The 16155-nt window shown below is 69.7% G+C and carries 20 protein-coding genes and 1 pseudogene; 10 read left to right on the forward strand and 11 right to left on the reverse strand.

Annotated elements, in window-relative coordinates; translation table 11 throughout:
* Positions 1-8: 8 nt before the first annotated feature.
* Entirely contained in the window at positions 9-1406 is a 1398-nt protein-coding gene (locus JAP66_RS22265) for an MBL fold metallo-hydrolase (RefSeq protein ID WP_199433754.1), read from the reverse strand.
* A gap of 250 nt (positions 1407-1656) precedes the next feature.
* Here JAP66_RS22265 and JAP66_RS22270 point away from each other — a divergent pair, with 250 nt between their 5' ends.
* Positions 1657-1914 carry an SHOCT domain-containing protein gene (locus JAP66_RS22270; RefSeq protein WP_199433755.1) on the forward strand — a complete coding sequence of 86 codons (258 nt, stop codon included), beginning with the start codon at positions 1657-1659 and terminating at the stop codon, positions 1912-1914.
* 20 nt (positions 1915-1934) lie between these two features.
* Here JAP66_RS22270 and JAP66_RS22275 read toward each other — a convergent pair whose 3' ends face one another.
* Together JAP66_RS22275 and JAP66_RS33010 are read right to left on the reverse strand one after the other, a co-directional pair.
* Complete coding sequence (locus tag JAP66_RS22275) at positions 1935-2207, reverse strand: metal-sensitive transcriptional regulator (protein WP_199433756.1); 273 nt, start codon at positions 2205-2207, stop codon at positions 1935-1937.
* Between the two features lie 181 nt (positions 2208-2388).
* A pseudogene (locus JAP66_RS33010) lies at positions 2389-2511 on the reverse strand (DUF6069 family protein); the annotation flags it as partial.
* Between the two features lie 459 nt (positions 2512-2970).
* Here JAP66_RS33010 and JAP66_RS22280 point away from each other — a divergent pair.
* From JAP66_RS22280 to JAP66_RS22300, 6 genes are all read left to right on the forward strand, one after another.
* A complete protein-coding gene (locus JAP66_RS22280) occupies positions 2971-3825 on the forward strand; it encodes a LiaF transmembrane domain-containing protein (RefSeq protein ID WP_372449001.1) in 855 nt (284 codons plus the stop codon).
* A 186-nt stretch (positions 3826-4011) separates the two neighbouring features.
* Positions 4012-4440 carry a hypothetical protein gene (locus tag JAP66_RS32325; RefSeq protein ID WP_235999258.1) on the forward strand — a complete coding sequence of 143 codons (429 nt, stop codon included), beginning with the start codon at positions 4012-4014 and terminating at the stop codon, positions 4438-4440.
* A gap of 150 nt (positions 4441-4590) precedes the next feature.
* On the forward strand, positions 4591-4920 hold the full coding sequence (locus tag JAP66_RS32330; protein ID WP_235999259.1) for a nitroreductase family protein: 330 nt from the start codon (positions 4591-4593) through the stop codon (positions 4918-4920).
* A gap of 191 nt (positions 4921-5111) precedes the next feature.
* Entirely contained in the window at positions 5112-5444 is a 333-nt protein-coding gene (locus JAP66_RS22290; protein ID WP_199433757.1) for a cupin domain-containing protein, read from the forward strand.
* Positions 5445-5789: 345 nt separating this feature from the next.
* Positions 5790-6779, forward strand: coding sequence for an Acg family FMN-binding oxidoreductase (locus JAP66_RS22295; protein ID WP_199433758.1), 990 nt, complete (start codon positions 5790-5792; stop codon positions 6777-6779).
* Complete coding sequence (locus JAP66_RS22300) at positions 6776-8110, forward strand: wax ester/triacylglycerol synthase family O-acyltransferase (RefSeq protein WP_199433759.1); 1335 nt, start codon at positions 6776-6778, stop codon at positions 8108-8110. Before JAP66_RS22295 ends, JAP66_RS22300 begins: the two co-directional genes overlap by 4 nt.
* Positions 8111-8326: 216 nt before the next feature.
* Here JAP66_RS22300 and JAP66_RS22305 read toward each other — a convergent pair whose 3' ends face one another.
* Together JAP66_RS22305 and JAP66_RS22310 are read right to left on the reverse strand one after the other, a co-directional pair.
* The gene (locus tag JAP66_RS22305) at positions 8327-9373 is read right to left on the reverse strand and encodes an NAD(P)-dependent alcohol dehydrogenase (protein WP_199433760.1); all 1047 of its coding nucleotides are present in this window, start codon (positions 9371-9373) and stop codon (positions 8327-8329) included.
* Positions 9373-10284, reverse strand: a complete 912-nt coding sequence (locus JAP66_RS22310; RefSeq protein ID WP_199433761.1) for a universal stress protein — start codon at positions 10282-10284, stop codon at positions 9373-9375. The genes JAP66_RS22305 and JAP66_RS22310 overlap by 1 nt, the downstream gene beginning before the upstream one ends.
* Positions 10285-10439: 155 nt before the next feature.
* Here JAP66_RS22310 and JAP66_RS22315 point away from each other — a divergent pair, with 155 nt between their 5' ends.
* Positions 10440-10727, forward strand: coding sequence for a hypothetical protein (locus JAP66_RS22315; protein ID WP_210770501.1), 288 nt, complete (start codon positions 10440-10442; stop codon positions 10725-10727).
* Between the two features lie 8 nt (positions 10728-10735).
* On the opposite strand, the gene JAP66_RS22320 is transcribed toward JAP66_RS22315, so the two are convergent.
* The 5 genes from JAP66_RS22320 to JAP66_RS22340 form a co-directional block, all read right to left on the reverse strand.
* A complete protein-coding gene (locus tag JAP66_RS22320; RefSeq protein WP_199433763.1) occupies positions 10736-11722 on the reverse strand; it encodes a magnesium transporter in 987 nt (328 codons plus the stop codon).
* Positions 11723-11770: 48 nt separating this feature from the next.
* Positions 11771-12355 carry a CBS domain-containing protein gene (locus JAP66_RS22325; protein WP_199433764.1) on the reverse strand — a complete coding sequence of 195 codons (585 nt, stop codon included), beginning with the start codon at positions 12353-12355 and terminating at the stop codon, positions 11771-11773.
* A 15-nt stretch (positions 12356-12370) separates the two neighbouring features.
* Positions 12371-12649 (reverse strand): DUF1918 domain-containing protein, encoded by a 279-nt coding sequence (locus tag JAP66_RS22330; protein WP_199433765.1) that lies wholly within the window; start codon positions 12647-12649, stop codon positions 12371-12373.
* A gap of 339 nt (positions 12650-12988) precedes the next feature.
* Complete coding sequence (locus JAP66_RS22335; RefSeq protein WP_199433766.1) at positions 12989-13180, reverse strand: hypothetical protein; 192 nt, start codon at positions 13178-13180, stop codon at positions 12989-12991.
* A complete protein-coding gene (locus JAP66_RS22340) occupies positions 13180-13515 on the reverse strand; it encodes a hypothetical protein (RefSeq protein WP_235999261.1) in 336 nt (111 codons plus the stop codon). The genes JAP66_RS22335 and JAP66_RS22340 overlap by 1 nt, the downstream gene beginning before the upstream one ends.
* A gap of 516 nt (positions 13516-14031) precedes the next feature.
* On the opposite strand from JAP66_RS22340, the gene JAP66_RS22345 reads away from it, so the two are divergent.
* A complete protein-coding gene (locus JAP66_RS22345) occupies positions 14032-14244 on the forward strand; it encodes a GyrI-like domain-containing protein (protein WP_199433768.1) in 213 nt (70 codons plus the stop codon).
* Between the two features lie 182 nt (positions 14245-14426).
* Here the strand turns inward: JAP66_RS22345 and JAP66_RS22350 are convergent, their stop codons facing one another.
* The gene (locus tag JAP66_RS22350) at positions 14427-15179 is read right to left on the reverse strand and encodes a class I SAM-dependent methyltransferase (protein WP_199433769.1); all 753 of its coding nucleotides are present in this window, start codon (positions 15177-15179) and stop codon (positions 14427-14429) included.
* Between the two features lie 56 nt (positions 15180-15235).
* Between JAP66_RS22350 and JAP66_RS22355 the strand changes: the two genes are divergently transcribed.
* The gene (locus JAP66_RS22355; RefSeq protein WP_199433770.1) at positions 15236-16027 is read left to right on the forward strand and encodes a TetR/AcrR family transcriptional regulator; all 792 of its coding nucleotides are present in this window, start codon (positions 15236-15238) and stop codon (positions 16025-16027) included.
* The last annotated feature ends 128 nt before the right edge of the window (positions 16028-16155 follow it).

The raw sequence follows: 16155 nt of genomic DNA on the forward strand, positions 1-16155 counted from the left end.
CGGGGTGCTCATGGGGTGTCCTGCCCCGAGGCGATGGTCAGGCGGGTGGCCGCGAGGTTGTTGTAGTCGTCGTCCAGGTGGACCACTCGCCTGCCCGCGCGGGCGAGCAGGCTGGCCGCGACGGCGGCGCGGTAGCCGGACTGGCAGTGCACCCACACCACTCCGTCGGGCACGTCGGCCGACCGGGCCGGCAGCTCCGGCAACGGAATGTGCACCGCGCCGTCCAGGTGTCCCGTGCGCCACTCGTTGGCGAGCCGCACATCGAGCACCACGTCGGCGTCGGGCAGCCCGTGGGGCCGCCGCCCCGCCCGCACTGCCGCGAGTTCCGCGAAGGTGGCCGTGGCCAGCACCGCCAGCCGGGACCGCTCGTCGGCCCACTGCTCGGGTGTGCCGGTGGCCGCGGCGGCTGGCCGGTCGATCCCGATCCGCGCCAGCTCCCGCTGTGCGCCCGCGACCTGCTCCGGTGTTTCGGCGAGAAGGGTGATCGGCTCGCCCCACGGGGCGAGCCAGCCCAGCCACGTCGACATCGGCCCGTCGAGACCGAAGCTCAGCGTGCCTGCCAGATGGCGGTGGGCGAAGGCCTTGCGGGAGCGCAGATCCACGACCCACTCCCCCGCGTCGATCCGAGACCGCAGCTCGACCGGATCGGCGCGCCTCGCGGGCGTCAGGTCGATCGCGTCCGCGCCCGCCGCGTTCGCCACACCCATGTGCGCGTAGTACGCCGGGTAGACATCCAGTCCGGCCAGGGTCCGGGTGACGAAGTCGTCCGCCTCCAGCCGCAGCGCGGGGTTGGCCTGCCGCTCCCTGCCGATCGTGGAGGCGGGCGCGTCGGACTGGGCCGCCGAGCAGAAGCTGCCGAAGCCGTGCGTCGGCCAAACCTGCACGCCGTCCGGCAGAAGGTTCGCCAGCCGGCGCGCCGAGGAGTGCTGGTGGTGTGCCAAGGTGTGCGCGTGCTCCTGGCCGAGCAGGTCCGTGCGGCCCGTGGTGCCGAACAGCAGCGAGCCGCCCGTGAACACGCCGAGCGGGCCGTCCGGCCCCGACAGCACGTACGCCGCGTGGTGGAACGTGTGCCCCGGCGTGGCCAACACGCCGATCCTCATATGCTCCGACACCGTGACCTGGTCGCCGTCCGTCACCGGGAGGCGCTCGAAGGCGACCTCTTCGGCCGCGGCCACGAGATACATCGCGCCGGTCACCTTCGCCAGCGCCAGGCCTCCGGACACGTAGTCGTTGTGCAGGTGCGTCTCCACGACGTGCGTGATGCGCACCCCGAGCCTGCCTGCCATCGACAGGATCCGGTCGATGTCCCGCTGCGGGTCCACGACCACGGCGACCCGCCCGTCATGGGCGAGGTAGCTGCGGTCGCCCAGCGAAGACGTCTCCACGACCTCCACCTCGATAGGCATGGTGTCCCTCGACTCTCGCTAGTGTTACCTGAAGTTATATACCCCGGGGGGTACCATGCTTGTCACTGTACCCAGAGATTCGCGACTGTTCAAATACCCCCCGGTGTATCCGACTGTAGCCGGGTCACCGCTCGTCGGCAGCAGCGAAAGTCCCACAGAGGCGGGCATTGTGGCCCTGCCGGGGCGGCGCTACCGAGAGGGACAGTGACACCGTCAGCGGCTTTCGCCGATCACGACCGGGAGGTGCGCCATGCCGTACTGGGACCATGGCGATTGGGGTAACGGCTGGCTGATGGGCCTGCTCGGGCTCATCTCGATGGTAGTGCTGTGGGGCGGACTGATCGCCGTGGTCGTGCTCCTGCTGCGCCGATTCACGCCACCGGCACGGGGAGGCGGCGACAGGGTCGGCGACAACAACAGCGCGCTGCGCATCCTCGACGAGCGCTTCGCCCACGGCGAGATCGACGAGGAGGAGTACCAACGGCGCCGGGACAGCCTGCGCCGCTGAGGACCCCGTTCACAATGCCGTCAGGCCAGTGACAGGAACAGCCGCTCCAGCTCGGCACGGTCGGCCTCGGCCTGCGGGGAGCCGGACTCCGCGTTCCGCACGCATTCTGTCAGCCCGCTCGCGATGATCTTGAACCCGGCGCGATCGAGCGCCCGGGAGACCGCCGCCAGCTGCGTGACGACGTCCTTGCAGTCGCGGCCGTCCTCGATCATCTGGAGCACGCCGCCCACCTGACCCTGCGCCCGCCGCAGCCGCTTCACCACGTCGGAGATGACGTCCTCGCTGATGTCCAAGCCTCACACTCCTCCATCGATACCCCGCAGGGTACCGCGTGAGCGCCCGCGGCCGTACCCGTCTCAGCGACTCGCTCTCGTAGGGCGGATACTCGTCGAGTCCGTCCTCCCGCCGCGCAGCCCTGGCCACACCCTCCAGCGTCACAATGATGGCGAAGCCGATCGCCAGGTTGATCAACCCGGTGGCGAGCCGGGTGCCGATGTCATAGGGCAGACTCAGCGGCAGCACGATCCCGATCGCGGTGACCAGCGCCATGATCCAGCCGAAGAACAGCCGCGGCCTCGGCGCGGTCAGCAGCAGCACGTGCAGCAGGGCGGTCGCGGCCAGCGCGACCCCGGCCGCACCCAGCGCGTAGGTCAGCGTGTCGCCGCCCACCCACACGCCCTCGCCCTTTCGGCGCGAGCACCGCGACATGCGCGATGCCGCGCGCGACAAGGATTCCGACCACCGCGACCAGCGCAGTGACACAAGCCGTCGCGGCTGCACCCGACCACAGCCGTCTCGCGTCGACGTTACCGTTCATGCCCGAAGCCTCCCGACGCAACCGCCGGGCGGCCAGAGGACCACGGCCCGGCGCTGAGGCCGACGTGCCCTGCCAACGCGGTACCTCCAGCCCTGACCAGGCACGGGCTCGGCCCGGCACGGCGTCGGCTCGCTGCGGGAAGCCGGCGTCACCGAACCACCGCTGCCGCCGCCGTGGAGCCACACCGCCCCGTCTGTCTCCACGGAAAACTCCTTCCCCGCCCGTGGCTGCTGCGGGGGGTGATCAGCGGGCTGGCCACCGGCATCGGGTACCTGCTCGGCGTCGGCGTCGGTCTGCTGGGCAAGCCCCTGCTGACCGTGCCGCCACCCGGTCTTGGCACATCGGTGCCGAACGTCCTTGCTCGAAGGGCGTATCGGCACTTCGGCGCCATGGTCGGTCATGTGACGCTGAGCGCAGGCAAGGAGGTTGTGATGAAGGTCGTTCGGTTGTGGCTGGGGCTGGTGCTGCTCACCCTCGGTGTGTTCGGAATCCTGGACGCGGCAGGGGTGCTGGAGGTCGGTTCGACCATCGGCAGGTGGTGGCCGCTGGCCGTCATCGGCCTCGGGCTGTCCGCGATGTGGTCACAGCGGCGGATCTCGATCGTCCCGATCGTGATCACGGTGACCGGCGTGGTGCTGCTCGCCGGAACGCTGGACTGGACGGATGAGGACCTGTTCTGGCCCGCCCTACTCTTCGTGTCCGGTTCGGTGGTGCTCGCGGGGCTGTTCAGGCGGCGGGGTGGCGGGCGTCCGGCGCGCGGAGAGTCGGTGGCGTTGTTCGGCGGCGCGAAGACGGTGGATCGTTCTGAGCACCTGCGGCACGCTGACGTCTCCGCGGTGTTCGGCGGCGCGACACTCGACCTCCGCGCTGCCCACATCGACAAGGAGGCCAGCGTCGACGCGCTCGCGCTCTTCGGCGGTGTGGACGTCCTGGTCCCCAAGGACTGGCGAGTGGAGGTCAGCGGCTTTCCCGTCCTCGGGGGCCTCGACGACAAGACGAGAGGCAACGGCTCGCTGCCCGAGGATGCCCCGGTACTGAAAGTGAACGCGACGGCTCTCTTCGGTGGGATCGAGGTGGCCAACGAGCCGAAGTGACGAGCGCCGCAGCGGCGAACGCGAACGGCGACGTCGTCGCGCCCTACGCGTGGTCGTCAGGCCGGGCAGCCGCGTCTCGTATCGCCGAGTCCTCCGGCGGTATGCCGTAAGTGTCGATGTCGGCCGAAGCCATGGTCGGCAGGTGCTGCCGAGACCCGGGCCAGGGCCGTCGTCCATGCCCCTTCCGTGCTCAACACCCAGCCCTGGTCACTCGAAATACGCGACCGTGACGTGCTGCTGTTCGAGCGCACCGATCTGGTGCTGCGCTACCAAGATCCACCGGGTCGTGACCGGGCGATCTCGTCCGGCGCGGCCGTGGCCAACTTGCGGCTGGGCCTGAGGATGATCGGCCGCGGCGGCAGCCTCTCGTTACTTCCCGACACGCACCGACCAGAGTTGGTCGCACGCTTCACCATGACCGGAACCGCGCAGCCCAGCGACGAGGACCGGCGCTGGCATGCTGCCATCACACGCCGCCGCAGCTACCGGCGCCAGTTCACCCGCCAGCAGGTCTCGGCCGCGCGCCTGGACATGCTGCTGCGGGCGGCACCGGTGGGCGATGTACGGGCGATACCGCTGCGCGATCCGGAACATCTCGCGGTGCTCGCCGGGTAGCTCGAGTACGCCGGAATCAAGTAGCAACACGACGAGGGGCTGCAACGAGAGCTCTCGCTCTGGACGATCAGGGCGGAACACGCACACCGGCACGGGGTCGGCATCGCCGGCAGCTGCCTCCCCACGCGGGCGAGGCAGCCGTCGGCGGGCATGGTGCGGCAGCGCACCGAGTTACCCGACCGGGATACGCTGGCCGAAGAGACCGTGCTGCTGTTCCTCTCCCAGACCGACACCCGCTCGAGTCACGTACGAACGGGGATAGCCATGCAGCAGACCTGGCTCGCTGCTGTGGACGCGGGGCTCGTCGCGGCCGTGCAGACCCAGCCGCTGCAGCTGCCCGAGGTGCGCTCGCGCCTGGCCCAGGGACTTGGCGTGGAAGGTTACCCACAGCTGCTGATGCGGGTCGGCTACGCCGCCGGTCCCGTCCCGCAAAGCCCGCGCCGCGCTGTCGCCGAAATACTGCATCATGGCGACGGTTGAGCCCCGCGGTGGACAACTCCATACCGCGCGGCGGTCGGTATCCGCATCTCGGGGCCCGTGAGCTGCTGACCCTGGCCAACGACTACCTCGGCGTCCGCGCGACCGATCCGGACTGGCTGGCAGGGCCAGATCCAGATCGGCCCGGAACCGAGGACATTCGACCGTAAGGCTGCCCCTGCCACATTGCTGGTATGCACAAGTTCTCACTGGACGCCCTCGCACGCGAACTACTCAAACTTGCCACCGGCTCGCCACAAGGACGCAGTGCCAAGACCGTCTATGGTGGACACGAACACGTCTTGCGCCAGTCAATCCTGACACTGACCTCGGGCAACACTCTCGCCGAGCACGAGAACCCCGGCGAGGCCGCCTTGTTCGTGCTCCGTGGCCGCGTGCGCCTGCACGCGGCGGGCATCTCGTGGGAGGGGCGCCACGGCGACCTCATCGTCATTCCGCAGTCCCGGCACCGTGTCGAAGCCCTCGAAGATTCCGCTGTACTCCTGACTGTCGCGAAGATCCGCTGAGCTGGCTCAGGCCCCGTCGGGCGGGCTTGTGTCCTGTCAGCCCCGGGCACGCCCTGTTGGGCTACTCGGCCACCGGCGGTGGGCCTACGACGAGGTCAACGAGACCACCTTCATCCCGGCCGTGGAGGTCGTGCTGGTCGGGCTGCTCGGTCCGTCCGCGCTCTTCGTGCTCGGGACGTTCTTCCTCATCTCCGGGTTTTGTCCACGCCGATGTCGGCCGACCGCAAGGGCATCGCGGGGTTACTGCGGCATCGGACCCTCCGTCGCCGGCGGCAGCGAAGGTCCTTGTCTGTCGAGGCTCTTCGACCCTCCCGCGGGTTCGGGGACGCCGCCCACAGTTGAGGCATGAACGCGAGACTTCCTGACCACGAGACCATCACGACCGCGCTTGCCCTCGCGGTGCGGGCACCGTCGGTGCACAACTCCCAGCCGTGGTTATGGCGGATCGGCGACAGCACCGTGCACCTGTACGCCGACCCGGCACGCCGCCTGCCGCACACCGACCCTGACGGTCGGGACCTGCTGCTCAGCTGTGGCGCAGCATTGCACCACGCCCGTGTGGCCTTCGCCGCGCTCGGCTGGCGGACCGTTGTGCACCGGCTGCCCAACCCTGCGGAGCCCGAGCACCTGGCCGCGATCGAGCCGCATCGCCACGATCCCGACCCGGGCGCGATCTCGCTCGCGGCCGCGATCCCCCACCGCCGCACCGACCGCCGCAGGTACAGCTCCTGGCCGGTGCCCGGCGGTCATCTCACGGCCATCGCCGAGGTGGCCGCTGAACAGGGCACCGTCGCGCGGGACGTGCGCGACGCCGAGCGGGACCAGCTGCTGCGCGCGCTGACCGAGGCCGCCCGCACCCATGCCGACGACCCGGCCTACCGGCTGGAACTGGCCGAGTGGAGCGGCCGCCACGGTTCAAGCGAGGGCGTCCCGGCCCGCAACGCGCCCGCGGTCGAACACGTGGCAGGTGTTCCCGAGATGCGCGAGTTCGCCGACCCCCGACTGCCCCAGCCGCCGGGCTCGATCGCCGTCGACGACGGCGCCGAGCTGCTCGTGCTCGGCACAGCCTCCGACGACCGGCTCTCCCGGCTGAGGGCGGGCGAAGCGACGAGCGCCGCGCTGCTGACCGCCACGACGCTCGGGCTCGCATGCTGCCCGCTCACCGAGCCACTCGAGAACCCACACACCCGCGAGCAGATTCGCGACCTGGTGGCCGAGGATAACGCGCCGCAGATGGTGCTGAGGGTCGGCTGGGCACCGGTCAACGCCGACCCGCTGCCGTCGACGCCCCGCCGGCCCGTCGACGAGGTCACGGGACGACTGGCCCCGCGATGAACCGGCTCAGCCCGCTGGACTCGCTGTTCCTCGACATCGAGGACGCCGACCCGCACGTGTCACTCGCGATCGCCTCCGTCCTCGTCGCCGACGGACCCGTTCCATCGTCCGCCGAGGTGTGCGCCGCATTGGCCGACCGGCTGGCACCGGTTTCTCGCGCCCGCCAGCGCGTCCGGCACGCGTCACTCGGCCTGGCCCGGGTGTGGACCGACGACTCCGGTTTCGCCGTCGCGAACCACGTGCACCGTATCGGGGTACCCGCTCCCGGCGACGACGATGCTCTCGGCGAGCTCATCGCCTACCTGATGGAGCGGCGGCTCGACCGCGATCGGCCGCTGTGGGAATGCTGGGTCATCGACGGTCTCGCCGGTCGGCAATGGGCGCTGTTGTTCAAAGTGCACCACTGCATCACGGACGGCGTCGCGGGCACCAGGTTGCTCGGCGCCGTCCAGGACACCGGCGAGCCGCCCAGGTTGCGCACGGCCGGCAGGTCCACCGGGCCTGGCCCACTACCTACGCTGGTGCATGCGCTGCGGTCACCGGTCGAGTTCGCGGGGCAGGTTGCGGGCCTGGCGGCGGGCGCGGGTTCCCTGGTGCGCGCGCTGCTCACCGCCGACGACTCACCCCTCAACGGTCCCGTTGGCGGGAGCAGGCGGTTCGCCCTCGCACACGCGTCCGTTGCGGACATCCGGGAAATCAGCGCAGCGTTCGGAATCACTGTCAACGACGTCGCCCTGGCCGTGATCGCCGGGGCGTTCCGGGCGCTGCTGCTGCGTCGCGACGGCCGGGCGCCCAACCGGCCGCTCCACGCCCTCGTGCCGGTGAGCCTGCACGCCCACGACCAAGACGTCGTCGGCAACCGCATCTCCTGGCTACTGCCGCCGCTTCCGGTGGATCTCGCCGATCCGGTGGCCCGTCTCTTCGCGGTACACGAGCGAACACGCGCACTCAAGCAGCACCACCAGTCCGACGCCGGAGACCTGATAACGGCACTCGCGCGCCTGGTGCCGCAGGAGATACGCGCGCTCAGCGTACGCCTCGCCGGGCAGTTCCCCCAGCGCGCGGTCACCACGGTGACGACCAACGTCCCCGGCCCGGCCCGCCCGATCACGTTTCTCGGCAGGCGAGTCACCGATCTCGTCCCGTTCGTGCCGATCGCGATGCGGCTGCGTACCGGCATCGCGTTCCTCAGCTACTGCGATCGGCTCACGTTCGGGATCACCACCGACTCCGGCAGCGTACCGGAGGCCACCCCGATCGCCCGGTGCATCGAGGGCGGTGTCACGGAGTTGCTACAGGCCGCGCGGTCGTTGAGGGCAGCGACAGCCTGACGGTCCCGCTATCCCCAAAGGTATGTCAACTTGAATGCAGGCATGAACCGGCGGTTGTGGTGGACTCGCAGCTGGCGCAACTGGCCGATGCCGAGTATCCGTTCTCTGCCGACGACGAGGTGCCGTTCCGGCGCCGCGGCCGGAGATCCACAGTGAGGAGTACGAGCGGCGCCGCGACCTGCTGCGGCGCCGCTGCGCTCCCCGCGGTTCCGTCGCTCAGGGCGTGATGACGGCGCGGCCGGTCAGCTCGCCTGCTGCGAGCCTGCGGTAGGCCTCGGGTGCCTCCGCCAACGGGAAGATCGTCGTCACGGCGCGCAAGAGCCCGCGTGCGGCGAGGTCGAGGACCTCGATCAACTCGGGTCGGCTGCCCCAGTAGGTCGTCTGCACCGACAGTTCGTAGGGCAGCGCGAAGAACGAGACCGGCAACGTGCCACCACCGAGACCGATGATGGTGAGGTCACCGAGGATCCTTGCGGACGCGGCGCCCAGCGCCAGCGTCGAATCGGTGCCGACGCAGTCGAGCACGACCTCGGCGCCACGTCCGCCGGTGTAGTCACGGATCTGGGCCGCGGCCTCTTCGCCCGGCGCGAGTACCAGGTCAGCGCCCTCCTGAGTGGCGAGCGCAAGTGCCTCGGCGCGGGTGTCCACAGCGATCACCCTCGCCGCGGTGGTGGCCTTGAGAATCTGCACCGCCAGGTGGCCCAGCCCGCCCACGCCGATCACCACGGCGGTCGAGCCCGGCGGCAGCTTGGGCCACGCCCGGCGAACCGCGTGATACGGAGTCAGGGCCGCGTCGGTCAGTGGCGCCGCGTTGACCGGATCCATGCCCTCGGGGAGAGGTACGGCATGGCGGGCGTGCGGCACGAGCATCAGCTCGGCCATCCCGCCGTCCAGTCCAAGGCCACCGCCGCCACCGGGCACTGGGGCTGCGGCGAGGTTCTCGCAATAGGTGTCCACACCCTGCAGGCAGCGCTGGCAGGTGCCGCACCCCCACGGCCCGTACACCGCGACGGGCTGGCCGGGCCGCAACCCAGTGACTCCCTCGCCGAGCGCGTGCACCCAGCCCGCGTTCTCGTGGCCGAGCGTGAACGGCGGCGCCCAGGGCAACTGCCCGGACTCGAAGTCGTGCATGAGGTGCAGGTCCGAGTGGCACGCACCGGCCCCGCCGATGCGCACGACCACCTGACCTGGCTCCGGACGCGGCTCCGCCACGTCGACGAGCACCGGGTCGGACTTCCAGTCCAGCAGACGCAGTGCCTTCATCACCGATGGCCTTCCTTCTGATGGCGGACGACGATCACCGGGCACTGCGCGTGCTGAATCAGCGCCTGGCTGGTCGAGCCGAGCAACAGCCCCCGGAAGCCGCCCCTGCCCCGGCTGCCGACAACCAGCAGCGACGCCGAGCGCGAACGCTCCAGCAACTGGTGACGCGGACGGTCCAGGACGACCACACGCTCCACGGCCACGTCCGGATAGGTCTGCTGCCACCCGGCCAGCCGCTCGGCGAGAATCCGCTCCTGATCCTGCTCGTGGGGGCCGCCCTCGAAGTACACTCTGGCCTCGTTGAACGCGCTGTAGTACTCCACGTCCAGCCACGCGTTCACCGCGACCAAGGGCGCGTTGCGCAGCGACGCCTCCTGGAACGCGACGGCTATCGCCTCCTCGCTGACCGGGCTGCCGTCGACGCCGACCACCACGGGGCCATCCGCCCGCACGGGCGTGCCGTCCTCGCGGCGGCGGATGACGACGACGGGGCACTCGGCGTGGCTGGTCACGCCCACGGCCGTGGATCCCGCCAGCATGTCCGCGAAACCACCACGGCCCGAGGCACCCAGCACCACCATGCCGGCCGATCGGGACTCCCCGACCAGCGCCGGGACCGCGTCGCTGTTCAGCAACGCGGTCTCGACGGCGCCGGCCCCCTCGTCCTTGGCCGCATGCTGTGCGGCGGCCAGGATGCTCTTCCCTTCGGCCTCTAACGTGTCGTAGACCTCCGCACTGGGCGGCAGCGCTCCACCGTAGAACGCCTGGAATGCCGTGAACGCGTGCACGATCCGCAGCGGCCGGTGCCGGCGCGCAGCGACCTCGGCTGCCCAGAGCACGGCGTCCGTCGCCGACTCCGACCCGTCGGTCCCGACAACGATCGGGCCGCCGGAAAAGTCCCCAGTGCTCATCGTTTCCTCCTTCACAGTGCGGTTGTGTCGAAGGTAGGAGCCGGACACCCACCGCCGATGCGGTCGTTGGTCCCCGCCCGCGGGGACTTTCGCCGCCGCCGAGGGCATGGCGGACGAGGCGAGACTTCTGGCCGTACCGCCGAGCAGGCATTGCGGTGGCCATGGCGGCAGCCACCTTACGTGGCGACGAGGTCGAGGCCGGGGTCGTGCGACAGCGCGACAAACTCCTGCCGGGCACTTCGTTCACATTCCAGCCACCCGGACGCAAGCCCGTCACCGACGAGGAACCCACCCGCGCATACCTGGGCGCCGCGTCGCAGCGCTGGCTGCCCGTCGTTGACGAGGGACGCGTGTTGGGCATCGCCAGCTGGCGCGACGTCCTGCGCCGAGCGGTCGTGAGTGTTCAGCGGGTTAAAACCCGGCGCAACACTCACGACTCGTGACCCGCTACTCACCCGACGATGGCGCTCGCGGTGGCCAGGTAGATCAGAATGGACAGCAGGTCCTGCAGCACCGTGGCCAGCGGCCCTGAGCCGTACACGGGGTCGATACCGAATCGGGAGAACAGCCAGGGCAGCAGCATGGCGACCAGTGTGGCGATGGAACACGCGGCGAACAGTGCCAGCCCCACCGCGACCGCGACCTCGGCATTGCCCCACAGCCACAGCGTGAGCGGCAACGCGATGCTCGCCAACAGCAGCCCGATCAGCACGCCAGTGACCAGCTCGCGAAACACCACCCGGCCGACCGGTACGCCGACAGAAAGGCCACGCACGACCAGAGTCTCGGTCTGCGTGCCGACCGCGTCGGCCAGGTAGACCACGGCCGGGACGAAGAACGCGAGCAGCACCTGACGTTCCAGCGCCAGCTCGAAGGCGCCCACGACGCCGGCCGAGAGCATCGCGCCGAGCAGCCCGGCGAAAAGCCAGGGCAGCCGGTGCCACAGTCTCCGGTGGATGCTTTCGGTGCTGGCCTGCCGCGCAGCCGAGGCCGTGCCGAGGAAGCCACCGAGCCGGGCGAGATCCTGGTCGTGCTCTGCCAGCAGCACCGCCAGCAGCCGCTGCGGGGGAATGAGTCCGAGGAAGCGCCCCGCGGTGTCCACCACGGCCAGGCCCGGCTCGTCATGCCGCAGGGCAGCCCAGGCGGCCCGCTCCTGCTGTGTGTCAGGGGCGACCACGGGGGGCGCGGCGTCCATCACCTGGGCCACGGTGGCTCCGGCGGGCGCCGCCAGCAGCCGCTCCATTGTGGCCAGCCCGGCGAGGCGCTCGTTACGGCAGACGGCGACTACGGCCGCGCTGTCGAACCGCCTGCCGCGCAGGGCGTCCAGCACCGCGTCGACCTTGTCCTCCGGGGCCACGATCGGGACCCGGACGGTGGCGTGCGCTGCGGCGGTACCCAGGATCCGCGTGTTCTCGCCCGAAATCAGCGTGGTGCTCATGCGCGGTCAGCGTGCCTCTCACGGGGTGACCGTGTGGGTCCACGCATCTCACACCCCCACGTGCCCAGCGGCCAGCTCGGTCCGGACCACACCAGGCACACTCCTGGCCAGTGCGGTGAGCAGCTTCCGCTCGGCGGCGTCGGCGAGTTCGCCACGGATGGTGGCGATGCCGCCCACGACCTCAATGGACCACCGGTGACGACGGCCGTCGTAATCGGCCAGCAGTGCGCGCAGCTGCGCGGCGATCGCGTCGTCCCGGCGTACCAGCAGCCGCAGCAGGTCGCGCCAGCTGACGACGCCGATCAGAAACCCATCATGCACTACGGGGATACAACGCAGGGAGTCGGCGAGCATCCGGCGACCGATCTCGACGATGTCGGTGTCGACGGTGACCACCTCGACAGGCGTTGTCATCGACGATGCGACGCGCTGGTCGGACACGCGTCCACCGGCGGCCACCTGGCCGCGCAGTGCGTCCGCCTCCGTGAAAATGCCGACGACCCGGTCGTCGGCGTCGACCACGGGAAGGGCAGCGAACCCGCGTTGCAGCAGCAGCAGCGCGATCGCGTCCAGAATCGTGGTGTCGGCGGACACGGTCACCACCGGGCGGGTCATGATGTCGAGCGCGTCCATTACGTGTCCCCCATTTCAGTGGCTGCTGTGCACGATGCGGTGGCCGAGGATCTCTTCCTGGGCCCGGTCGATCCCGCGGCGTTGTTGCTCGTCGGCGGCGGCCTTCTCGCCGGCAGTCAGCACGATCGCATCCGGCCCCGGGAAGACAAGTGACTCTTGGTCGTCGCGCAGCCAACGGACGAGAAACGGCGGCGATCCGTCGCCTCCACGGACCTTGAGGATGATGCCCGCTTCGTCCGGGCCACCCACCACGGTGCCCCTCACCACCAGCCAGTCTCCTGATTCTGCGTACATGTCGGACCTCCACTCGGAGCAACCGGCGATACCTCTTGCTAGCAGGCTACGACCCGATCGGAGACGCGAGGCTGCCTACGTTGGTCCCCAGCCACCGGGACCAATGTCCCTGCCACCCGTCCCTGACCGAACGGCTGTGCCTGTGCGCGGCGGCGGGTGGCCGTGCCGGGCTTCGTACCACTGGACGCAAGCTGCGACCGCGCTCGACAGGGTCATGAAGATACGGCGGCGACGATCCGCTCGTCAGTCCAGCCGCCACGAGCTTGCCCCGGGCAGGTCCTGCCTCACCCTGGCCATGAACTGCACGACACCGGGGACCAGCGTGCGTCTGTCACCTCGCTACGAGCCGGGGCGCCTGCGGGCCGCTCGTTCGTGTCCGCGCATCCTCGCGACCCGGCCCCTGACGAGCAGGTAGACGATCACCACCGCCGCGAACATCACCGTCACCCCGTTCTTCTCGACCGGGTCGGTGTACACGCGGCGCGCGGAGACAGCCTCCCGCGCCTTGCTCAGCAACTCGTCCACCCGCATCACGACCTCCTCGAGCTCGTTATGTCCCCGACACGTGGAAACGCCCGCAGCCCGGCGAGCATGACCACCAGACCGGCGAACGCGGAGACCGGCTGCAGCCACGAGTACGAGCGGACGACCCCGATCTGCACGGCGATCCACCCCACGAGCGCCGCGCCCGCCACGATCGCGGACAGCGGCGCGTGCCGGTGACCGGTCGCGCACAAGTAGGCCGCCACGGTCATCGGCACAGCGACGACAAGCGCCAGCGCCACCCCGGCGAACACGGCACTGCCGAAGGGTAACCGTGCCATGATCTCGGCTCCGAGATCGATGTCACCAAAGGCAAGGCCCACGAATCCAGCGTAGGAGGAGGCGGCAACCAAGCCCGCGAATGTCGCGAGCCACGGCCGCCGACGCCCGCCTTGGTCGGTCGGCCGCCAGGTGGCTTTGCTTCGGATTCTGCCCATCAGCACACACTCCCCGCCGGCCCCCGCCGTGGAAAGGGACGCAAGTCCCCGATACGCGTGGCTTCCGGCCCCGTCATGAAACGCGTACCGCTTCGAACTGGATCTGAAGCTACGAAGCCTTTCGGGATGGAGTGCACACCATGAACTACGACGTGCGTGTTAGAGAGATCGTACCCAGGACCGTACTCGCGCTGCGGCAGACGACCACCCCGGACCGGCTCGGTGACGTCATCGGAGTCTCCCTGTCGAGGTTGTGCACGGAAGCCGGCAGGCACGGGTATCTCCCGCGGAACCGCCCGAGGTCAGCTATCCCGGCGACTTCGCCGACGCCGAAGTAGACGTCGAGATCCGGATCCCCCGTGTCCGGCCACGAAAGGCGCGGCGCGACTGGATGAGATCGAGGTGTTGGAACTACCGGCGGCACGATGCGCGAGCACAGTTCATTCAGGACGGTACGACAATCTTGGGGAGGCGTACCAGGCTCTCGAGCAATGGATGGCCAGCAACTCATGCCGAGCGGCAGGGCCACCGACCGAGTTCTACCTCACCGGCCCCGGTGAGGACCGGCCGACGAGCGAGTACCGCACCGAGGTGACGATTCCGATCGACCGGTGAGTCTGGGTGTCGGATGTGCGGCTACAGGTCGTGAGTGTTGCGCCGGGTTCTAACCCTGCTAAACACTCACGAGCGGTGACCAGCAACGCGGACGACAGGCTGCGGCGGGCTCGTGTGGCTGCGGCTGTGGCGCGGTAAGGATGGACTGCTTCGTTCGAGGCGTAGCGGTCCGGCACGTGCTGTCAGCTGGACAGGCGTTCGAGCTGGAAGACCGACAGCTCGAATCGCTCGTCGGCCCGGCGCACGCCGATCCCCAGCGTCGCGGCGGAGGCGCGCTCGGCGCTCACGAGTTCCCAGCCGTCCTGGCTGAAGCGGTGCCGGACCTCGTCGACAGTGACGCCTGCATGCATGGGGGCGGCCTTGGGCGGCCGGCTGAATCCGTACAGCAGCAGCGTCGCTCTCGGCCCTGCCGCCTGGGACACGCTGCTGACGTAGGCGAGTCTCCGGTCCTCAGGCAGGGTGTGGAAGCAGCCGAAGTCCACTACCAAGGTGTAGCCATCACCGACACCGAAATCGCGCAGGCGCGTAACGTCGCCTTCGATGAAGCGGGGCGCCACGCCTGCGGCGCTCGCGTTGCGGCGTGCGCTGGCCAGCGCCTTGGGCACCATGTCGATCGCGGTGACCTTCCAACCGTGCGTGGCCAGGTAGATGGTGTCGGTGCCGGTACCGCAACCAAGATCGAGGGCATGGCCGGGCGGAGGCGCCGACGGCCCTTCAACCAGCGCGACCAACTCGGCGGGCGGGGTGCGCCGTTGCCACACCGTCAGGCCCAGGCGGTAGGCCAGCCAGTAGACCACGCGATACCAGCGAACGCCCGGCAGTGTGCGCCGGCGCAGCAGCAACAGGCCGATCAGCACGCCACCCGCCGTGGCCACCACCCACTGGGGATACCGCCGGATGTTGAGGTCCGTCCCATAGTTCTCTGCGCCGTCCATGTCCCGACTCCTCACTGGCACGGCATGAGATGAGATGTCTCGTCTAGTATAGCGCCATGCCTTCGGAAACGTCACGCGACGAAGTGCTAGCCGCGGCGCGACACGTCTGCGCGGGCGAACGACAACCCACCATGGACGAGTTCGCCGCCGCGGCCGGCGTCGCCGTGCGCACCCTGTACCGCCTATTCGGCAGCCGTGCGGCGCTGCTGCGCGAAGCGGGCTGCGCGCAGGAGCTGAGCGCACGGCAGCGGGTTCTGGACGCGGCACTGGAGCAGGTCGGCCGCGGCGGCCTGGCGGAGCTGTCCATGGACGAGCTCGCCGCGACCGCCGGGGTATCCCGCGCCACCGTCTACCGACTCTTCCCAGGCAAGTCGGCGTTGTTCAGCGAGTTGATCAGGGCGTTTTCCCCGTGGGAGCCGGTAGCTGACGTCCTGGACGCCCTGCCAAACGGTCACCCGGACGACGTCATGCCCGCCGTTGCGCAAGCGATCGCCGACGCCATGCATGACCGGGTCGGCCTGCTGCTGCGCATGGTATTCGAACTGCTGCAAGGTGACCCCGACACCGCAGAGGGCATGCGGCACAGCATGGCGCGGGGACTGCCCGACCTGGTCGGCTACCTGAACGACCAGATGCAGGCCGGACGCCTACGGGAGATGCGCCCAGTGCTGGCGATCCAACTGCTGGCCGGCCCGATCGTCGTGCATTTGCTCACCCGGCCACTGGCCGAGGGGCTGATCGGCGCCGAGACACCACAAGAGTTGCTCGGCGAGATCGTGCACGCCTGGCTGCGAGCCATGGCGCCGGAAGCTGATGCTGATGCTGATGCTGATGCCAAGGATGACTGAACTGCCCGCACCCTGGTGCCCGCAGACGACGAAGTAATGGGGGATGGCGAGCAGACCTCAAACCTGTCTGGCGGCAGCGCACGGCCGGTAAGCAGAACGTGCATCGCGCATCTGCGCCTGTGTGTCGC

The organism is Qaidamihabitans albus (assembly GCF_016464705.1).
Lineage (GTDB): Bacteria > Actinomycetota > Actinomycetes > Mycobacteriales > Pseudonocardiaceae > Qaidamihabitans > Qaidamihabitans albus.